Source organism: Pseudomonas sp. Irchel s3h9, from assembly GCF_900187475.1.
Lineage (GTDB): Bacteria > Pseudomonadota > Gammaproteobacteria > Pseudomonadales > Pseudomonadaceae > Aquipseudomonas > Aquipseudomonas neuropathica.
On record NZ_FYDH01000008.1, the window covers coordinates 60,961 to 79,695 of the forward strand.

At 59.2% G+C, this 18,735-nt stretch carries 15 protein-coding genes; 6 read left to right on the forward strand and 9 right to left on the reverse strand.

The genetic code is table 11. The annotated features are described in order from the left end of the window. Positions 1-94: 94 nt before the first annotated feature. From CKW26_RS14755 to CKW26_RS14780, 5 genes are all read right to left on the reverse strand, one after another. Positions 95-796 (reverse strand): ABC transporter ATP-binding protein, encoded by a 702-nt coding sequence (locus tag CKW26_RS14755; protein ID WP_008082262.1) that lies wholly within the window; start codon positions 794-796, stop codon positions 95-97. Then, complete coding sequence (gene livG / locus CKW26_RS14760) at positions 797-1,564, reverse strand: high-affinity branched-chain amino acid ABC transporter ATP-binding protein LivG (protein ID WP_041478028.1); 768 nt, start codon at positions 1,562-1,564, stop codon at positions 797-799. Then, a complete protein-coding gene (locus CKW26_RS14765) occupies positions 1,561-2,817 on the reverse strand; it encodes a high-affinity branched-chain amino acid ABC transporter permease LivM (protein ID WP_093438700.1) in 1,257 nt (418 codons plus the stop codon). The genes livG and CKW26_RS14765 overlap by 4 nt, the downstream gene beginning before the upstream one ends. Further along, positions 2,814-3,737 (reverse strand): high-affinity branched-chain amino acid ABC transporter permease LivH, encoded by a 924-nt coding sequence (gene livH / locus CKW26_RS14770; protein ID WP_007918526.1) that lies wholly within the window; start codon positions 3,735-3,737, stop codon positions 2,814-2,816. Before livH ends, CKW26_RS14765 begins: the two co-directional genes overlap by 4 nt. Before the next feature lie 231 nt (positions 3,738-3,968). Continuing rightward, positions 3,969-5,096 carry a branched-chain amino acid ABC transporter substrate-binding protein gene (locus tag CKW26_RS14780; protein WP_016986598.1) on the reverse strand — a complete coding sequence of 376 codons (1,128 nt, stop codon included), beginning with the start codon at positions 5,094-5,096 and terminating at the stop codon, positions 3,969-3,971. A 352-nt stretch (positions 5,097-5,448) separates the two neighbouring features. Between CKW26_RS14780 and CKW26_RS14785 the strand changes: the two genes are divergently transcribed. Continuing rightward, entirely contained in the window at positions 5,449-5,769 is a 321-nt protein-coding gene (locus tag CKW26_RS14785; protein ID WP_095049145.1) for a DUF2288 domain-containing protein, read from the forward strand. 285 nt (positions 5,770-6,054) lie between these two features. Here CKW26_RS14785 and CKW26_RS14790 read toward each other — a convergent pair whose 3' ends face one another. Next, entirely contained in the window at positions 6,055-8,253 is a 2,199-nt protein-coding gene (locus CKW26_RS14790; RefSeq protein WP_095049146.1) for a hypothetical protein, read from the reverse strand. A 194-nt stretch (positions 8,254-8,447) separates the two neighbouring features. Here CKW26_RS14790 and CKW26_RS14795 point away from each other — a divergent pair, with 194 nt between their 5' ends. Then, positions 8,448-9,344, forward strand: coding sequence for an NAD(P)-dependent oxidoreductase (locus tag CKW26_RS14795; protein ID WP_176471292.1), 897 nt, complete (start codon positions 8,448-8,450; stop codon positions 9,342-9,344). Here CKW26_RS14795 and CKW26_RS14800 read toward each other — a convergent pair. Beyond that, positions 9,235-11,517 carry a bifunctional diguanylate cyclase/phosphodiesterase gene (locus CKW26_RS14800; protein ID WP_095049147.1) on the reverse strand — a complete coding sequence of 761 codons (2,283 nt, stop codon included), beginning with the start codon at positions 11,515-11,517 and terminating at the stop codon, positions 9,235-9,237. The two genes, CKW26_RS14795 and CKW26_RS14800, sit on opposite strands and share 110 nt — an antisense overlap. 149 nt (positions 11,518-11,666) lie before the next feature. Continuing rightward, on the reverse strand, positions 11,667-12,035 hold the full coding sequence (locus CKW26_RS14805; protein ID WP_034155003.1) for a YkgJ family cysteine cluster protein: 369 nt from the start codon (positions 12,033-12,035) through the stop codon (positions 11,667-11,669). A 301-nt stretch (positions 12,036-12,336) separates the two neighbouring features. On the opposite strand from CKW26_RS14805, the gene CKW26_RS14810 reads away from it, so the two are divergent. Continuing rightward, on the forward strand, positions 12,337-13,686 hold the full coding sequence (locus CKW26_RS14810; protein WP_095049148.1) for an MFS transporter: 1,350 nt from the start codon (positions 12,337-12,339) through the stop codon (positions 13,684-13,686). 161 nt (positions 13,687-13,847) lie between these two features. Here CKW26_RS14810 and rapA read toward each other — a convergent pair whose 3' ends face one another. Next, the gene (rapA, locus tag CKW26_RS14815; RefSeq protein ID WP_095049149.1) at positions 13,848-16,694 is read right to left on the reverse strand and encodes an RNA polymerase-associated protein RapA; all 2,847 of its coding nucleotides are present in this window, start codon (positions 16,692-16,694) and stop codon (positions 13,848-13,850) included. Positions 16,695-16,946: 252 nt separating this feature from the next. Here rapA and CKW26_RS14820 point away from each other — a divergent pair, with 252 nt between their 5' ends. The 3 genes from CKW26_RS14820 to ccoM all read left to right on the forward strand — a co-directional run bounded on the left by CKW26_RS14820 (position 16,947) and on the right by ccoM (position 17,825). Continuing rightward, positions 16,947-17,288 carry a hypothetical protein gene (locus tag CKW26_RS14820; protein ID WP_003222394.1) on the forward strand — a complete coding sequence of 114 codons (342 nt, stop codon included), beginning with the start codon at positions 16,947-16,949 and terminating at the stop codon, positions 17,286-17,288. 116 nt (positions 17,289-17,404) lie between these two features. Further along, a complete protein-coding gene (locus CKW26_RS30060) occupies positions 17,405-17,566 on the forward strand; it encodes a hypothetical protein (RefSeq protein ID WP_007918490.1) in 162 nt (53 codons plus the stop codon). Positions 17,567-17,711: 145 nt separating this feature from the next. Beyond that, a complete protein-coding gene (gene ccoM / locus CKW26_RS30375) occupies positions 17,712-17,825 on the forward strand; it encodes a cytochrome c oxidase subunit CcoM (protein ID WP_003222396.1) in 114 nt (37 codons plus the stop codon). Positions 17,826-18,735 lie beyond the last annotated feature (910 nt).

An 18,735-nucleotide genomic window follows, 5' to 3' on the forward strand; every position in this document is an offset into this window, starting at 1 on the left:
CCTGTTATGAACCGCCAAAGTCCGGTCCCCAAGGGAGGAATGCCAGGCACAAAAAAAACGGCCCGAAGGCCGTTTTTTTGTTGGGCGAAACACATCAACCGCCGAGGTACGCCTCGCGTACTTTCGGGTCGGTCAGCAGCGCTTCACCGGTGCCTTGCATGACCACACGGCCGTTCTCCAGAACGTAGGCGCGGTCAGCGATTTTCAGCGCCTGGTTGGCGTTCTGCTCGACCAGGAACACGGTCACACCGTCCTTGCGCAGCATTTCGATGATGTCGAAAATCTGCTGGATGATGATCGGTGCCAGGCCCAGTGACGGCTCGTCGAGCAGCAGCAGTTTCGGCTTGCTCATCAGCGCACGGCCGATGGCGAGCATTTGCTGTTCGCCGCCGGACATGGTGCCGCCGCGCTGGTTGAAGCGTTCTTTCAGGCGCGGGAACAGGCCGAGGACCTTGTCCATTTGTTCCTGATAGTCGCCCTTGTCGGTGAAGAAGCCGCCCATGGAGAGGTTTTCTTCAACGGTCAGACGGGCGAATACCCGACGACCTTCCGGCACCACCGCGATGCTCTTGCGCATGATCTGCGACGAGTCCTGGCCGACCAGTTCCTCACCCATGTAGCGGATGCTGCCGCTATGCGCTTGCGGCGAACCGCAGAGCGTCATCAGCAGCGTGGACTTGCCGGCACCGTTGGCGCCGATCAGGGTCACGATCTCGCCCTGACGGACTTCGACGTTGACGCTGTGCAGGGCCTGGATCTTGCCGTAGAAGGTGGAAACGTTTTCGAACTGCAGCATTTACGCTTCCCCCAGGTAGGCTTTGATCACTTCAGGATTGTCGCGGATCTGTTCCGGTGTGCCGTCGGCCAGAGGCGTGCCCTGGTTGATCACGACGATGTGGTCGGAAATGCTCATGACCAGTTTCATGTCGTGTTCGATCAGCAGCACGGTGACGTTGTGCTCTTCACGCAGCACGCCGATCAGCGCCTTGAGGTCTTCGGTTTCCTTCGGGTTCAGACCGGCCGCCGGTTCGTCGAGCATGAGGATCCGTGGACGGGTCATCATGCAGCGAGCGATTTCCAGACGCCGTTGCTGACCGTAGGCCAGGGTGCCGGCGGTACGGTTGGCGAACTCTTTGAGGTTGACCTTTTCCAGCCAGTACTCGGCAAATTCCATGGCCTCGCGCTCGCTTTTGCGGAACGCCGGGGTCTTGAACAGACCGGCCAGGAAGTTGGTGTTGAGGTGACGGTGCTGGGCGATCAACAAGTTTTCGACCGCCGTCATGTCCTTGAACAAGCGCACGTTCTGGAAGGTGCGCACCACGCCTTTGAGGGCGATCTTGTGGCCCGGCAGGCCTTGGATCGGCTCGCCGTCCAGCAGGATGCTGCCGCCGGTGGGCTGATAGAAACCGGTCAGGCAGTTGAACACAGTGGTCTTGCCCGCGCCGTTCGGCCCGATCAATGCAACCACTTGTTTTTCTTTGACGGTCAGGGCCACACCGTTGACCGCCAGCAAGCCGCCGAAGCGCATGCTCAGGTTTTCGACTTTAAGGATCTCGCGGCTCATTTTCGCAACTCCATGTGTGGGCGTTGCATCGGCAGCAGACCTTGTGGACGCCAGATCATCATCAACACCATCAGGGCACCGAACATCAGCATGCGGTACTCACTGAACTCACGCATCATTTCCGGCAACAGGATCATCACCACGGCCGCGAGAATCACGCCCAGTTGCGAGCCCATGCCACCCAGCACGACGATGGCGAGGATGATCGCCGACTCGATGAAGGTGAACGACTCCGGCGTCACCAGACCCTGACGTGCAGCGAAGAAGCTACCGGCGAAACCGGCGAACGCAGCGCCGAGGGTGAAGGCGGACAGCTTGATGATCGTCGGATTCAGCCCCAGCGCACGGCAAGCGATTTCGTCTTCACGCAGCGCTTCCCAGGCACGGCCGATCGGCATGCGCAGCAGGCGGTTGATGACGAACAGTGCGGCCAGCGCCAGCAACAGGGCAACGAGGTACAGGAAGATCACCTTGTTGATCGAGTTGTATTGCAGACCGAAATACTCGTGGAAGGTTTGCATGCCTTCCGCGGCCTTACGTTCGAAGGTCAGGCCGAAGAACGTCGGTTTCTCGATGTTGCTGATGCCGTTCGGGCCACCGGTGATGTCGGTCAGGTTACGCAGGAACAGACGGATGATCTCGCCGAAGCCGAGGGTTACGATCGCTAGATAGTCACCGCGCAAACGCAGCACCGGGAAGCCCAGCAGGAAACCGAACGTCGCCGCCATCAGGCCGGCAATCGGCAGGCAGATCCAGAAGCTCAGGCCGTAGTAGTGCGACAGCAGCGCGTAGCTGTAGGCGCCGACGGCGTAGAAGCCGACGTAACCGAGGTCAAGCAGACCGGCCAGACCGACGACGATGTTCAGGCCGAGGCCGAGCATCACGTAGATCAGGATCAGCGTCGCGATGTCCACCGCGCCACGCGAGCCGAAGAACGGCCACACCAGCGCCACCAGGATCAGCGCAATGATGAAATAGCGCTGGGTGGTCGGCAGGGTCAGGAAGTTGCTGGCCTTGGCCGGAATCAGCGGCAAGCCCGGCGAGGATCGCCAGGCCTTGCTGATCTGCTGATTGAACAGCACGCGCAGGAACATCAGTACCGAGCAGATGGCGATGGTCGCCAGCACGGCCGGGCTGGTGTTGTGCACTTCCAGGTTGATGCCGACGATGGTCAGTTTCAGACCGAGTACCGGGTAGGCCACGGCCCACACCAGCAAAGCGCTGAACAGCGCCTGTTTAAGATTCCTAGTCATACTTTCTCAACCTCCGGACGGCCCAGAATGCCGGTCGGACGGAACAACAGCACCAGAACCAACAGGCCGAAAGCCACGACGTCCTTGTACTGGTCGCCGAAGATATCGGCACCAAAGGCTTCCGCCACCCCAAGCACCAGCCCGCCGAGCATGGCGCCGGGGATGCTGCCGATACCGCCCAGTACCGCTGCGGTGAAGGCTTTGAGGCCGACGAGGAAACCGGCGTTCGGGTTTATTACGCCGTACTGCATGCTCAGCAGCACAGCCGCAACGGCCGCCAGCGCGGCACCGATGACGAAGGTCAGGGCAATGATGTTGTTGGTGTTGATGCCGAGCAGGTTGGCCATCTTGATGTCTTCGGCGCAGGCGCGGCAGGCGCGACCCAGGCGAGAGCGGGAGATGAACAGGGTCAGGCCGAGCATGGCGATCAGGGTCACCACGAACACCACGATCTGCATGTAGGAAATCAGCACTTCTTGTGCGCCACCTGGGCCGAAGGCAATGTTGCCCGGAATCAGGTTGGGGATAGCTTTGTCCTTGGAGTCTTGCGCCAGCAGAACGGTGTTCTGCAGGAAGATCGACATACCGATTGCGGAAATCAGCGGGATCAGACGGTTGCTGCCGCGCAACGGGCGGTAGGCAATGCGTTCGATGCTGTAACCGTAGGAACTGGTGACGACGATGCTGGCGATAAACGCTGCGGTCATCAACAGCGGGACACTGTCGAGTCCCATCATGGTCAGCCCGGCGATGGCGATGAACGCCACGTAGGAACCGATCATGTACACCTCGCCGTGGGCGAAGTTGATCATTCCAATGATGCCGTAGACCATCGTGTAGCCGATGGCGATCAGGGCATACATGCTGCCAACGTTCAGGCCGTTAACCAGCTGTTGGAAGAAGTGATAGATGTCAGGCATTACAGCGCTCCTAAAAACCTGATACGCATTTCACTGGTGGAGTCATTTTCCCGCCCGGCCCCGTGGATCTTTATCCACTTCGAATCCGGGTTTTGCCAGCGAACCGCTGATGACGGTTTTGAGATTTTCAGGTGGGGAGACTGGCGGATCACGCCAGCGCGGCCCAATACATTCGTAAAACAAAGCCCACGGCACGCCGTGGGCTTTATTGGCAGTCAGTCAGGCAGCGCCTTACTGAGGTGACACTTCGGTTTTCGGCTTGCCGTTGTGCCACTCGTAGACTACGAATTTGAAGTCTTTCAAGTCGCCCTTGGCGTCGAAGCTCAGATCGCCAGTAGGCGTCTTGAAGGTACCGGCATGAATGGCTTCAGCCACTTTGGTCGCGTCTTCGGACTTGGCTGCCTTGATGCCTTCGGCAATCACTTCAACCGCCGAGTAGGAAGGGAACACGAACGGGCCGCTCGGATCTTCTTTCTTCGCCTTGAAAGCATCAGCCAGGGCAATGTTGGCTGGATCCTGGTCGAAGGATTTCGGCAGGGTCACCAGCAGGCCTTCGGCCGCGTCTTTGGCGATCTGGGTGATCGAGTCGTTACCCACGCCTTCCGGACCCATGAACTTGGCTTTCAGGCCTTTTTCCTGGGCTTGACGCAGGATCAGACCCAGCTCCGGGTGGTAGCCGCCGTAGTAAACGAAGTCGACGTTGGCTTGTTTGAGTTTGGCGATGATCGCCGAGAAGTCTTTGTCGCCGGCGTTGACGCCTTCGAACACGGCAACCTTGGTGCCTTTCTTCTCGAGGGTCGATTTCACAGCGGTGGCGATGCCTTCACCGTACTGCTGTTTGTCGTGCAGCACGCCAACGATTTTCGGTTTGACGTGATCGGCAATGTAGTTACCGGCGGCAGGGCCCTGGGCGCTGTCCAGACCGATGGTGCGGAAGATCATTTTGTAACCACGGGCGGTGATGTCCGGGCTGGTGGCAGCCGGGGTGATCATGATCACGCCTTCGTCTTCGTAGATGTCCGAAGCCGGTTGAGTGGAGCTGGAGCACAGGTGACCAACCACGAACTTGACGCCGTCGTTGACGACCTTGTTCGCGACCGCTACCGCTTGTTTCGGATCGCAGGCATCGTCGTATTCAACGGCTTCGAGCTTCTTGCCGTCGACACCGCCCTTGGCGTTGATTTGCTCGATGGCCATTTTCGCGCCACTGAACTGCATGTCGCCGTACTGGGCTACAGGACCGGTTTTAGGACCGGCGATACCGATTTTGATGGTGTCAGCTGCGAACGAATGGCTGGCAACCCCGGCCAGAACCATAGCGGCAAACAGTTTGGAAATCTGCTTAGTAGCCTTAGTCATAGTGCTCCACTCTTACTGTTGTAATTTTTTTGAGTTCTGGCGCCGTAGCAGCAGAACCGGGTCAGATATCTTTGCGATACCCTCCGGAAATGCCCCCGGCAACTGTACCGGTACAGTGTAGAGCGCCGGTTGTCAGCCTGGGAAGCGGGCGCCGAGGGGCAAAACTTCGGGGTGTCGCATTTTTGAATGAAAAAGACAGAATTGCGGCGGGGCGTTCGTGGGCATATATCCCAATCAGCAGCATTCCCTGGCGTTCCTGCTCTTTTCGTTCGGTGCAGCCATTTGCAACCGGGTTTTGCTGGCGGACCACCGACGTTATTATTCGCGTCGATTTCTTTTCCGGACAGCACCCATGAATCAAGAACCTAGCACCCTCTATGCCAAGCTGCTTGGTGAAACCGCATCTATTACCTGGAAAGAGTTGGAGCCGTTCTTCGCCAAGGGTGCCCTATTGTGGGTCGACCCTGCGCTGGATTTGATCGCCGCTGCCGAGGCCGTGGCGTCGGATGATGGCGAGAAAGTGGCTGCCTGGCTGGCCGAAGACAGAGTCGCCAAGCTGTCTGAAACGCGGGCGCTGGATCTTTTCGAGCGCGATCCGTCGTTGTGGGCGGTGGTGGTTTCGCCGTGGATTATGATCCAGGAAAGGGCAGTCGCTGCTGACGTCGCACCGTGATAGTGCGACCAGCCATCAGCGAAAAGTGTGTAGCGGAGTAGCGTGATGGCACGTTGCCGTAGAGAAACACCACAAGCGCAGGCGGGCTCACGGTGACGTAAACGTAACGGGAACAGTTTAGTAAGCAGCCTAACGGCTGCTTAATTGTTTCTGGATATTGGAAAGGCCGAAATCTTCAGTGAATTTGAAGGCCTCTTCGCGAGCAGGCTCGCTCCCACATTTGGAATGTATTCCCCTGTGGGAGCGAGCCTGCTCGCGAATGGGGCGACTCGTTCTCAGATCAGATCAGACCGAGAACGACTTGCCGGTATGGTTATTGAGGGAAATAACCTTGGTCTTGCCAATCCGGTGACGGTAAATCTCGCGCAGGTACTTGATCGACTTCTTCACGCAATCACGCGACAAACGAATGTCGTTGATCGAGACAAACTTCTCTTTGTCGTTGATCAACTCGCGGTACTTCTTCTCGTACATCGGTTTTATTGCATACCAGTTAGTGTCGAGGATCTTCGCCGGGTTCTCGAATTCGTTGAGCAGGTCGTCGATGCGGTCTTCGTCGAACTCTTCGTTGATGATGAAATCGAGGATCGAGTTGTCCAGGGTCTCGTCGAAACGGTACGGGTTCTTCGCGAAGCAGCGCTTGATAAACGCCACGATCAAGGTCAGGAAGTCATCCGACAGGCACGGGCTCTTCGCGATCAGGGTGGTCAGCGAGAGGTTGGCCGAGGCGCCGATCACCAGCGCGTAACGCTTGAGCGTGGTGTTGGGGAACAGGCTGTTGAGGTGAGTCTTCAACCGGTTCAGGTCCATGTACGACAGCTTGTAGTCTTTCGGCAACGAGACAATCGAGACCACCGACGAGCAGTTCTTGAAGAAGTGCAGGTCGTGAAGCGCGGCAGCGTCGTAGCCGGAATTCTTGTACTGCTCCAGCGAAGCGCGATAACGCTTGGACTCAATCGGCAACAGACTGATGCCTTCAATCGCCTGGGTGACTTTGTTGAAGTGCGGCAGGTCGATCGAGCGGAAGAACAGGTCGTCGATGTTCAGGCGCTGCGGCTCTTTGTCGAACACCTTGAACTTGTCGCTGCTCGGTGGCGGGGTTTCCGGCACCACCGATTCGGCGTAGGCAATTGCCACCGGGCCGGCCAGACTCATGAACAGGTCGTTGGCGTCGAGGCGAATGGTTTCGCCGATGTCGATGCCGGCGCGGCGGAAGTAGTTCTGGTCGTAGTCGGTGGTGACGGCCTGCGCTGTCAGAATGTTGAAGATCTGCTGCGAGATGTATTGATTGGCGTGCTTCTCCATCGCATTGACATCAATGTTCTGGATGTTGCCGTCATCGCTTTCTTCGGCGTAACGCATGATGTCGTTGGAGATCAGCATCATTGCGTTCCAAGGGCGGATACGGCCCATGACGCTGGCTTCGCTGCTGTCTTCATTGGCGAAGTTGTAGGAGAAATCCCACTCTTCCGAAAGATATTTGCACAGCAGGCGACCGGCGTTGATGTGCAGCGCCTCGGACATTTCGCTGCGGTGATCGGAGATGTTCGGCAGCACGCAGATGCCGCTGGTGAAGATCGGTTCGAACACGAACGAATGCCCGCTCTTGCCGTCATGCTCATCCATCGGCTTGGTGTCGAACGTCTTGTTCATGTACGAGTGCTGTTGGGCCAGACCGAACTCCGAAGCCATGCCGGAACCGGTACCGCCGCCGGCACTGAAGATCGAGAAATACAGGCGCGACTGGTTGGCCTTGATGCCGCAGCTGTCGATCAGGTACGAATGGATCATTTTCCAGTCAGGGCTAGAGAAGCGCTGGGTGTCCTTGTTGAGGATGATCTTCGCCAGGTACTGGCCGAGGATCGGCGCGTTACCGGCGCCACCGGCGTGGACTTCGGACAAGTCCATGATCTTCATTTTGCTGTAGTCGCGCAGGAAGCCGCTTTTCTCGCCCTTACGCGAGAAACGGATGCGCCCGGCGATGTCCTTGTCGAGGTCGCCGAGCATCACCAGCGGTTCGACCAGGAACACCGGTTTGGTCGATTTGTTCGGGCCGATGCGCAGGTTGTTCTTGATCCACTGGGCCGGGCTGTAGCCCTTGTCGGCCAGACGCCGATCTGCCGCGCGGTCTTCGTTGTTGAATTCGTTGAGGTAAAACTTGCGCGCGTTGTACACCAGCTCCGCGACATCGAGCGCGATGTTGGAGCCGCAGCGACCGAGGCCGATCAGGCACACAGACGGGAATTCCTGGTCGTTGTGCTGTTCGTTGTCGCCTTCCAGGTGCGGTGGGCGCGGGAACACCAGATCACGCAAACCGTCGAGGTTGTCGAGGATGCGGTCGGTATTGGTTTCGGTGAAGTACAGGTATTGCTGAGTCGACAGCGGGCGCGACGGCAGCAATGGCTTCGACGGTGACGGGCTGTTGGCGGCGGGGCTCAAAGTCAGATCGGATACCGCAGTGGCGGGATTGTTTTTAGAAGTCATTGTGCGCCATATACCTGGACTGGGTTGGCTCGTGGGCTTTTGCCTGCGAACCTCACGGAATAAGATCTCGCGTCTTTGTGCGCGAATTGAGCCCGAGCATCAGGTTTTTGGCCTGACTGTCGCTGGGGGGAATCCTTTCCTGATCGTTGATGAATCGGCCATTATTCGGCGATCTTTAATCGAAAAGAGGCAAAATGATGTCAACGCTACCTTCGTTGGGGTTCGCCGGAATCGGTCTGATGGGCCTGCCCATGTGCCGGCGTTTGTTGGCGGCGGGTTATCCGCTGACCGTGTGGAACCGCAACCCGGCCAAGTGCGCGCCATTGGTCGAGGCCGGCGCGCGACAGGTAGCGAGCCCCGCTGAACTGTGCGAACACGCTGACGTGGTGATGCTGTGTCTGGCCGATACGGCGGTGGTTCGCGAGGTGGTGTTTGGCCCTGTTGGTGTTGCCGAAGGCGCGAAGAGAGGCCAGTTGCTGGTGGATTTTTCCAGTCTTGAGCCGACCGCCACGCGCGAGATGGCCACAGAACTGGCGGAGAAAACCGGCATGGCCTGGTTGGACTCACCGGTGTCCGGTGGCGTGGTGGGTGCCGAGGCGGGCAGTCTGGCAATCATGGTCGGTGGTGACGCTGCGGATCTTGAGCGGGTGCGCCCGGTGTTGCTCAATCTCGGTCAGCGCGTCACGCACATGGGCGGCATCGGTGCGGGGCAGGTGACCAAGGCCTGCAATCAGATGATCGTCGCCTGCAACGCGCTGGTGATTGCCGAGGTGGTGGCGCTCGCCGAGCAAGCGGGGGTCGATGCGAGCCTGATCGCCGAAGCGCTGGCCGGTGGTTTTGCCGACTCCAAACCGTTGCAGATCCTCGCCCCGCAAATGGCTGACAGCCGTTTCGAACCGATCAAATGGCACGTGCGCACATTGCTCAAGGATCTCGACACCGCCGTCAAATTCTCCCGCGAACAGGGTTCGGCGACGCCGATCAGCGGATTGGCCGCACAACTGATGCGCCTGCATGGGGCGCAAGGCTATTTGGCGCAGGATCCAGCGACACTGGTGCAAATGTACCGCGCGCCAGAATCAGCGGATTGACCGTGTGTGAATGCTTGCGCTGATTGATTTCTTCCAGCACCGGGCGCAACTCGTCCAGCGGCACGGGGCGACTGAGCAGGTAACCCTGGATGAAATCGCAGCCCGAGCGTTCAAGGAATTCGTACTGCTCCAGACTTTCCACGCCTTCGGTCACCACCTGTAAATGCAGGGTGTGCGCCATAACGATGATCGCCTGGACGATCTCCATGTCGGCGGTCGCCGTGGGAATGTCGAGGATAAACGAGCGGTCGATTTTCAGGGTGTTGAGCGGCAGGCGTTTGAGGTAGGCCAGCGAGGAATAACCGGTGCCGAAGTCGTCGATCGACAACGACACACCGAGCGCACGAATCTGACGCAGCAGCACCAGGGTGTTGGCAATGTTGCCCATCAACGCGTTTTCGGTGACTTCCAGTTCCAGCCGTCCCGGCGCCACCCCGGCGGTGCGTAATGCGCTTTCGATTTCCGTGGCCAGTTCTTCCCGGGTGAGGTTGAGCGGAGAGCAGTTCCAGGCAATTCTCAGTTCTTCGCAGCCATGCCGCGAGAGTTCGCCCAGATCCTTGCAGGCCCGGCGCAGCACCCAATTATCCAGTTCGGCAATCAGGCCATTATTTTCGGCGATAGAGATAAAGCGATCCGGGGTCAGCAACCCGTGCAGTGGATGCTGCCAGCGGATCAGTGCTTCAAGCTTGGTGACGCGGCCGGTCTTCAGTTCGAAGATTGGTTGGTAATACAGCGTCAGGCCGTTTTCTTCGCGCAAAGCGTGGCGCAATTCTTCTTCCAGTTGCAGCTCGAAGCTGGCGCGGGTCTTGAGGTTGGAACTGAAAAAATGCAGGCCGTTGCGCCCCGCGCCTTTGGATTGATACAGCGCCAGATCCGCGTGTTTGAGCAATTCTTCGCAGGTGCTGCCATCCTCCGGAAACAGACTGATGCCGATGCTGGTGGTCATCACCATGCGGCGTCCGGCCAGTTCGATCGGCTCCTTCATCTTGAGCATGATGCGCTGGGCCATGTTGCGGGCTTCTTCGCGGTCACGCAGATTGATGAGGATGCAGAACTCGTCGCCGCCGAAACGCGCGACCACGTCTTCATGGCTGCGCACCGAGCCTTTGATGTGCTGGGCGATGACTTTGAGCAGTTCGTCACCGGCGTCATGGCCGAGGCTGTCGTTGATCCGCTTGAAGTGGTCGATGTCGAGAAACATCACCGCGAGCATGCCGCCCTCGGTGGCTTTCTGGCAGAGTTTCTCGGCGAAGATCTGGTTGAACCCGCGGCGGTTGATCAGGTTGGTCAGGGCGTCGTAGTTGGCCGCTTGTTGCAGCGACATGCGCGCCTGATCGAGCTGGCTGAGCAGGGCGTTGACGCGGCGCAGGTCCTCTTCTTTGTTCTGCAGTTTCTTGTCGGCCAGCGCCGCACTGATCGCACTGCCAAGGATCAGCAGGATGATCAGCGCCACGGTCAGGCCCAGTTGCAGATGCCCGTTATCGCCGCCGCTCGCTGTCAGGCCTCCCTCGGGAAGAACCAGATCCAGCGCAGCCATGCCGGTGAAATGCATGCTGATGATGCCAGCGCCGAGAATCAGCGCAGCGCCGTACTTGAGCAACTGATGCGCCACGCCGCTGCCTTCGCTCAGATAGCGGGCCACACACAGCGCGGCGAAACTGGCGCCGATGGCGATCGCCACAGACAGTGCGAACAGTCCTGGCTGATAGTAGGCGGTGGCGCTCGACTTCATCGCCGCCATGCCAACGTAATGCATGCCGGCGATGCCCAGGCCGATGACAAACGCGGTTTTCAAGCAATGCAACGCACTCGGCTGCGCTTCGCTCAAAGTTTGCATGGCCAGCCAAGAGGCGAGCAGGGCGATCAGCAACGAGAAAAGGGTGATACCAAGGTCGTACTGAATGTCGATCGGTGTCTGGAAAGCCAGCATGCCGATAAAATGCATGGCCCAGATGCCGCCAGCCAGGCAGGTCGCGCCGATCCAGCGCCAGATCCGCCGCGATCCCGGATCTTCGGCATTTACAACGCGCTCAGCCATATCCAGGGTGGCGAAACTGGCTGCGCAGGCGACCAGATACGCAACCATCACCAGGAGAGGGTTGTGACTGCAATCGAGGATGACCTGCCCGCTCTCCGGCAGCTCGGCAACAAACTGCAAACCAAGCCACTCCATAGCATGCCCCGTCTCTGAAGTCGTCCCGAGTGCGCGTTGAACGCAGTTGAATGTCAGGAGTATAGAGGCCGATTTCGGCGTGCAAGCGGTAGTGGCACATTGGCGCTAATGATTTTGGCATTAGCGTCATAGCGATTGGCGCTAAAAGCTTAAGCGATCTGTTCGAAAGGGATTTGCGCCCAATCGGGTTGCAGGGGCGGCAAGCCGAAACGCGCGCGGGCCTTATCGCAATCGACATTCTGCTCGCCGTTTTCCCACGACGACTCGAATTCGCGGCAGGGGCTGGAACGCAGTTCATAAATCGAACACTTCACCTCGCTGCCGACTTCGCCGACCAACGCCGTGCAGCGCGGCGATTTGCAGTCGGTGCCGTTCATCGCCACCCGGCTGGGGCTGATCTGTGTGACCAGTTCATCAGGCACCGTGCCGCCGGAAGATGCGCACTCACCCCAAAAGAAAGACACGCGAAAATGGGAACAGCAGGCACCGCAATTCAGACACGGACTGACTTCAGACATGGGCGAGGGTATCAAAGGGATTGATCGGGAGATCCGGACGGATCCGGCGGCCATTCTAGGCTTTGCCGCAGACTTGGGAAGGGGGGCAGGAAACTATTTTTTTGTGGCAAGGTTTTGCCGCAAAAGCCCCGGTTTTCGGGGGATTTCAGGCTTATCAAGGGCTTACGTTTCGTTACAGTGCCATGGGTCGATATCAGGCAGACGAATGATCACAGACAGCCTTTGCGCGGCTGACTAGATTGCAGGTTCCGGGCTCGGATGCGGTGGCAGTGAAGCCCTATAACAATAAAGAGACGGACCCATGCAGAACTCGACCCAAGCGGCGAATGCCTGGCGCATTCTGTTCCTGCTGTTCCTCGCCAACCTGTTCAACTTTTTCGACCGCACCATTCCGGCGATCATCATCGAGCCGATCCGCATGGAATGGCACCTCAGTGACTTTCAACTGGGCATCGTCGGTACCGCATTCACCATTGTTTACGCGATTGCCGGACTGCCGCTGGGGCGGATGGCCGATACCGGTTCGCGCAGCAAGCTGATGGGCTGGGGCCTGGCGACGTGGAGTGCGCTGACGGCAGTCAATGGCCTGGTCGGCAGTTTCTGGAGCTTCCTGATCGTGCGCATGGGCATCGGCATCGGTGAAGCCAGTTATGCGCCGGCGGCCAACTCGCTGATCGGTGATTTGTTTCCTGCCCATCGTCGGGCGCGGGCGATGGGCATATTCATGCTCGGTTTGCCGTTAGGGCTGTTGTTGGCGTTTTTCACCATCGGGGCGATGGTCAAGGCGTTCGACAGCTGGCGTGCGCCGTTCTTTATTGCCGCAGTACCAGGGCTGATCCTAGCGATTTTCATGTTCTTCATTAAAGAGCCGAAGCGCGGGGCGGCGGAAACCGTGCAGGTTTCGCAAGAAAAGGTCGACAAGCCGATCCGGCGGATTCTGGCGGTGCCGACTTTTCTCTGGCTGGTGATGGCCGGGTTGTGCTTCAACTTTGCGACGTATGCCTGTAACTCGTTTTTGGTGCCGATGCTGCAACGCTATTTCCTCATGCCGTTGCAGGAAGCGGCGGTGGCCACCGGAGTTATCGTTGGCGTGACCGGGCTGGTCGGCTTGACCCTGGGCGGCTGGATTGCCGACAAAATTCACCAGCGTGTGGCCAACGGGAGACTGTTGTTTGCCGCGTTCAGCCTGATCATTTCAACGCTGTGCACGGCGTGGGCGCTGCACGCCGGGCGTATCGAGATCGGTGTATTCGTGGCGGTGTTCAGCGTCGGCTGGCTGTTCGCCTACAACTTCTACACCTGCGTTTATACGGCGATTCAGGACGTGGTCGAACCGCGCCTGCGAGCGACGGCGATGGCGTTGTTCTTTGCCGGGTTGTATCTGCTGGGCGGTGGTCTGGGGCCGGTGGTGGTGGGGGGCTTGTCGGATCATTTTGCGCACACGGCGATGCTGGCGGCGGGGGCGGAGCAGATGACCGAAGCGTTCAAGGCAGTCGGGCTGCATGATGCGATGTACCTGATTCCGGTGGCGCTGTTTTTGACCATGGTCTTTCTGTTTCTGGCGGCGCGGTGTTTTGTGCGCGATGCGCAGCGGATGAAGGAGGGGTTGGTTGCGGTGGTTGAGCCAGAAGTGGCTGCGGCGACTGCATAGCCGCTATCGCGAGCAGGCTCACTCCTACAGGGGGACGCATTCCAACTGTAGGAGTGAGCCTGCTCGCGATAGGGCCCTTAGCATCGGCAAGTAAATAACAGGCAAACAAAAAGGCCCGCATCGCTGCGGGCCTTTCTGTTTTCAGCGCTGGAGCAGGGCGATTAACCCGCCACCAACACCCGAATCGCTTCCAGGCGCAACGCCGCTTTATCCAGCATCGCCAGACCCTGCTCACGCTGTTGGCGCAACGCATCCAGTTCGCTGTCACGCACGGTCGGGTTGACCGCTTGCAACGCGGTCAGACGCGCCAGTTCTTCGTCGGTGTCGGCCGCCAGACGGCGACGGGCCTCGGCCACGCGCTCGGCGTGACGCGGGGCGATCTTGTCTTCACCGGCGTTGATCCGTGGCGTCAGCTGATCGCGCTGGGCCTGGATGAACTTGTTGGCGCTGGCACGCGGCACGCTTTCCAGCTGATCGTTCAGGGTTTCGAACGAGACTCGTGGAGACAGGTCGTTGCCGTTGGCATCGAGCAGGCAGCGCAGGGCGGCCGGCGGCAGGTAACGGCCCAGTTGCAGCGAACGCGGCGCGACCACTTCGCTGACGTAGAGCAGTTCCAGCAGCACGGTGCCCGGCTTCAACGCCTTGTTCTTGATCAGCGCGACGGCGGTGTTGCCCATCGAACCGGACAGCACCAGGTCCATGCCGCCCTGCACCATCGGGTGTTCCCAGGTGATGAACTGCATGTCTTCGCGCGACAGCGCCTGATTGCGGTCGTAGGTGATGGTCACGCCTTCGTCGTCGCCCAGCGGGAAACTGGCGTCGAGCATCTTCTCGCTCGGCTTGAGGATCAGGGCGTTTTCCGAATGGTCTTCGCTGTCGATGCCGAACGCGTCGAACAGGGTTTCCATGTAGATCGGCAGGGCGAACTGATCGTCTTGCTCAAGGATGTCCTCGACCAGCGCTTCACCTTCGCCGGCGCCGCCGGAGTTGAGTTCCAGCAGACGGTCACGACCGGTGTGCAGCTCGGCTTCCAGACGCTCACGCTCGGTGCGCGCTTCGTCGATCAGCGCTTGCCACTCGCTGTCGTCGGCTTCTTCGAGCAACGGCAGCAGGCGCGGGCCGAACTGATGCTGCAAGGCGTTGCCGGTCGGGCAGGTGTTGAGGAACGCGTTCAGCGCTTCGTGGTACCACTGGAACAGGCGCTCTTGCGGGCTGGTTTCCAGGTACGGCACGTGCAGTTCGATGATGTGTTTCTGGCCGATCCGGTCGAGACGACCGATACGCTGCTCGAGCAGGTCCGGGTGCGACGGCAGATCGAACAGCACCAGGTGGTGCGCGAACTGGAAGTTGCGACCTTCACTGCCGATTTCCGAGCAGATCAGCACTTGCGCGCCAAACTCTTCGTCGGCGAAGTAGGCGGCGGCGCGGTCACGCTCAAGGATGTTCATGCCTTCGTGGAACACCGTGGCCGGGATGCCGGAACGCACGCGCAGGGCGTCTTCCAGGTCCATCGCGGTTTCGGCGTGGGCGCAGATCACCAGCACCTTGGTGCGCTTGAGCATTTTCAGCTGATCGATCAGCCACTCGACACGCGGGTCGAATTTCCACCAGCGCTCTTCTTCGCTGGCGTCCGGCTGGGCCTGGAAGCTGACCTCCGGGTACAGCTCGGCGTGTTCGCCCAGCGGCAGTTCGAGGTATTCGTCCGGGCATGGCAGCGGGTACGGATGCAGTTTGCGCTCCGGGAAACCCTGCACGGCGGCGCGGGTATTACGGAACAGCACGCGGCCGGTGCCGTGACGATCGAGCAGTTCACGCACGAGGCGCGCGCTGGCTTCGGTGTCGCCATCGTTGACAGCGGTCAGCAAGGCTTCGCCTTCGTTGCCGAGGAAACCCTGAATGGTTTTGTGCGCTTTGGCCGAGAGACGGCCCTTGTCGAGCAGTTCCTGAACGGCTTCGGCCACCGGGCGATAGTTCTCGCTCTCGGCGCGGAAGGCAGCCAGGTCATGGAAACGGTTCGGGTCGAGCAGGCGCAGACGGGCGAAGTGGCTGTCCTGGCCGAGTTGTTCCGGGGTGGCGGTGAGCAGCAGCACGCCCGGAATGACTTCGGCGAGTTGCTCGACCAGCGAATATTCCGCGCTGGCTTTCTCTTCGTGCCAGACCAGGTGGTGGGCTTCGTCGACCACCAGCAAATCCCAACCGGCAGCAAACAGTGCGTCTTGCGCCTTTTCGTCGTCGACCAGCCATTCCAGCGCGACCAGCGCCAGTTGGGTGTCTTCGAACGGGTTGGTGGCATCGCTTTCGATGAAACGTTCTTCGTCGAACAGCGCAACTTGCAGGTTGAAGCGGCGGCGCATTTCGACCAGCCACTGGTGCTGGAGGTTTTCCGGGACGAGGATCAGCACGCGGTTGGCGCGGCCCGAGAGCAGTTGGCGATGGATCACCAGACCGGCTTCGATGGTTTTACCCAGACCCACTTCGTCCGCCAGCAGAACGCGCGGCGCGATGCGGTCGGCGACTTCGCGAGCAATGTGCAATTGGTGCGCGATTGGCTGAGCGCGTACGCCACCCAGGCCCCAGAGCGACGATTGCAATTGGCGGCTGGTGTGTTCGAGGGTGTTGTAACGCAGCGAGAACCACGCCAGCGGGTCGATCTGCCCGGCGAACAGACGGTCGCTGGCCAGACGGAACTGAATGAAGTTCGACAGCTGGGTTTCCGGCAGGGTGACGGCTTCGTTCTGCCCGTTGAGACCGTGATAGACCATCAGCCCGTCGACGTCGTCGACTTGCTGCACGGTCATCTTCCAGCCTTCGAAGTGGGTGATGCTGTCGCCCGGCGAGAATCGCACGCGGGTCAGGGGCGCATTCCGTAGCGCGTACTGGCGGGTTTCGCCAGTGGCCGGGTAAAGCACGGTCAACAAGCGGCCGTCCTGTGCCAGAACGGTGCCTAAACCAAGCTCTGCTTCGCTGTCACTGATCCAGCGTTGCCCCGGTTGATACTGCTGCGCCATGCTGCCTGACTCCCACCTTGAAAAAGCGGGCTATCTTAACGGAATGCAGGCTTCAGGGCCAAAGATTACTGGCGTAGGAGCTGCCGTAGGCTGCGATCTTTTGATCTTTGAGAACCCTTGAGGTTTGAGCTGTCTGATGAAGATCGCAGCCTTCGGCAGCTCCTACACGTGCCAAGTGCGTCACAGATTTTCGACCAGTGGCTCAAGGCGCCTTTGCCGCAGCCGATAGCCTGCTGACAGGAGACCCCATATATGTTGCCACCGATGCTCCCCCTGAGCGCTGTGCCGATCACTTCCCAGCAGGATCCGATCCGCCAGCGGCCGGACATTCCTCCGGTGGTGCCGGTGCAGGAAAGCTCCAACGAAAGCACGATCGATCTGCAAAAGCGCGACCCGGAAGAGGATCGACTGCTGGCGCGTGAAGAGCAGCGCCGTCAGCAAGAACGTGATCGCCGTCGTCGCGAAGCCGACGAAGACCCGGAAGAACACCTGGCGGTGCCCGGTACCGAACTGAATGCCGACAACACCGTGCCGGTGGTGCCGCTGATGGAAGATCAGCCGCGTCAGGGCTTGTGGGTCGATATCGAGATTTGAGTCGCTGTACCGCGTGGGGCGCGCCGGCTGGTCAGCGCGCGTCTGAGGCTGCATTATTGGCGCAGTCCTGCCGGTGATGTGGCAGTTGTGATTCTTTCAAGTGATGTACTGACGCCATGAGCCAAGACGACAAATTGATTGACCTCAGCACTGAGCGCGCCAAGCGTGTGCATGACATTAAAGAAAAGCGCCTGAACGAGGTGCGCCAAGCGTTCGAGCAGGCTATGCCGCTGGGAAAAGCCAAGAAAAAGTCGAAAAACAAGCCGAAAAAGCGTTGATCTCCCCCTGCATCCGTTGATGCAGGTCAGTTATTTTCCCTCCTTTATCCCCCTTCGTTGCTGGTATTGATCCCGGTCAATTTGTGCGCCTGTGTGTTTGGTAACTTAGTCCCATCGCAGCAGAGCAGGGGCCAGGAGGCCAGTCATGTTTTTCGATAACGTGGTGTTTGCCGGGGTCCTGACTGTAGGGCTGATGGTTCTGTTTTTTGCAGGGTTTGGATTTTTTATCTGGAAGGATGCGAATAAGCGCAAGAAGTGATTCTTCTGGATTGATGAGCACGCAAGGCATTTTGGGGCGACTTCGGTTGCCCCTTTTTTTTTGTGTCTTGGCGGCCTTTGGGCCGACCATGCTCCTGGGGTTCTGGGTGAATATCCGTTTTTGCGGGTGTTGCTGATTACGGTTCCGCCCTTACGGCGGGTCACCTTTTTCAAACGCCAAAAAGGTAACCCAAAAGGCTTGCTCCTGCGTTCGGCCCTCGCAGGCTCGGGTTCCTTCGCTCCGGGATCGATCCGGGCGCAGCGGCTCCGGTTTGCTTCGCTGCACCTCCTTCCGCTGTGTTTGGCTTCGCCAAACGGTCGCTGCGCTCCCACCCCCGGATCAATCCCTCCACTCAGCCTTCCGACGTCGCCTTACAGATCAAGATCAAAAGCAGGCGAGCTGACACTCGGCCTATTGAGTGGTGAAAAGCGGGTGTTCGGCTTTGGGTTTTTGGTGCTCTTGCCACTCACCCCAGCCCTCTCCCGAGGGAGAGAGAGCCGATGGTGGGCCTGTGAAAATTTGCGTTCAACTCGGACTTTCACGTCGGCGTAACTCTACCAAACACCTCGGTCAGTCCCCTCTCCCTCCGGGAGAGGGCTAGGGTGAGGGGCTTTTGATCTGGCTTTTGATCTGGCTTTTGATCTGGCTTTTGATCTGGCTTTTGATCTGGCTTTTGATCTTGCTTTGGTTTTTGATCTTTTGCCCCATCGGCAGGCCGAGCGAAGGTGTTCATCCGGGGGTAGGCGCGTAGCGCCGTGCGGCGTAGCCGCATACATCGAGAGGAGGTGCAGCGAAGCAAACCGTAGGCGATGCCCCCGGATGGACACCGTAGCGAGGGAACACTGAGCCTCAGCGAAGTGCCGTACGCCAGGGGCAAAGCCTTTTGGTTCCTTTTTGGCGTTTGAAAAAG